The 994-nt window shown below is 62.7% G+C and carries 2 protein-coding genes; both read right to left on the minus strand.

Going from position 1 to position 994, the window contains the following annotated elements; genetic code table 11:
- On the minus strand, window positions 1–186 hold a 186-nt coding region (locus AC1D00_RS42760), incomplete at its 3' end, for a pilus assembly protein N-terminal domain-containing protein (RefSeq protein WP_477014870.1).
- Window positions 187–342: 156 nt separating this feature from the next.
- Window positions 343–994 (minus strand): sterol desaturase family protein (locus AC1D00_RS42765; protein WP_477014871.1); only part of this gene is annotated, 652 nt, incomplete at its 5' end.

The raw sequence follows: 994 nt of genomic DNA on the forward strand, positions 1-994 counted from the left end.
GATCAGGGGATTGCCGACCACGATGGTCGCCACCTTGCCGGGTAGCCGGACCAGCTTGGCCTGATCGACATTGACGGCGATGGTGTCGGCGGTGGATTCGGCAAGACCGGCAGCCGGCGATGCCAGCACCGCGGCCGCAACCAGAAGACACACGCGCGCATGGCGGCGCAGCAGTTCTTTACGCATACTCTTACTCCCGGGACGTCACAAACCGGCAGAAGCGATCAGATAACAGCGGAGCCGGTGCCCGACCGCGCTAACCTGCCCTCAATTCGTGAACGTTCCGCAAATTCGCCGACTATTGTTTGAACGGACTGGCGCTTTGCGGCCTTCGCGGTCGTGCTAGCGGCGGAACGGATAGGCGAGCTGGCCCGCGATCTCCTTGGGCATGGTCGCTTCGTCCTTGCCGTAATCCTGCGGCAATTGCCCTTCCGGCATGCGGAAGGTGCCGAACAGCACGTCCCAGAGCGGGAAGGTCCCGGCGAAATTGGTGTCGCCGCCCTCCTCCAGCGAGGTGTGGTGCCAGCGGTGGAACACCGGCGTTGCCAGCACGTATTTGAACGGCCCGAAGGTCCAGTTCAGGTTGGCGTGCACGAAGGCCGAGTGGAAGGTCGTGAACGGGGCAAGCCAGACCATGACGTTCGGGGAGATGCCGGCCATCAGCAGCACGACGTCGACCCCGATCGAGCCGAGCATGAGATTGACGGGATGGAAGCGGGCCGCCGAAATCCAGCTTATCTCCTCCGAGGAGTGATGGATCGCGTGATACTTCCAGAACTCGCCGCCGTGGAACAACCGGTGCAGCCAGTACAGCATGAAATCCGACAGGACCAGGAATAGAACAGCCTGGACCCAGAGCGGCAACAGCGCCAGCGGGCCGTGGCCATTGTCGTAGAAGGCGATGAGATCGTCGGCATCGTGGATGTTGAAGAGGAGGCTCGCGCCGACGATCAAGAGCCCGATCCGCATGGTGCGGGCGAACACCGGAACGAAG

The organism is Bradyrhizobium sp. P2_E8 (genome assembly GCF_056403875.1).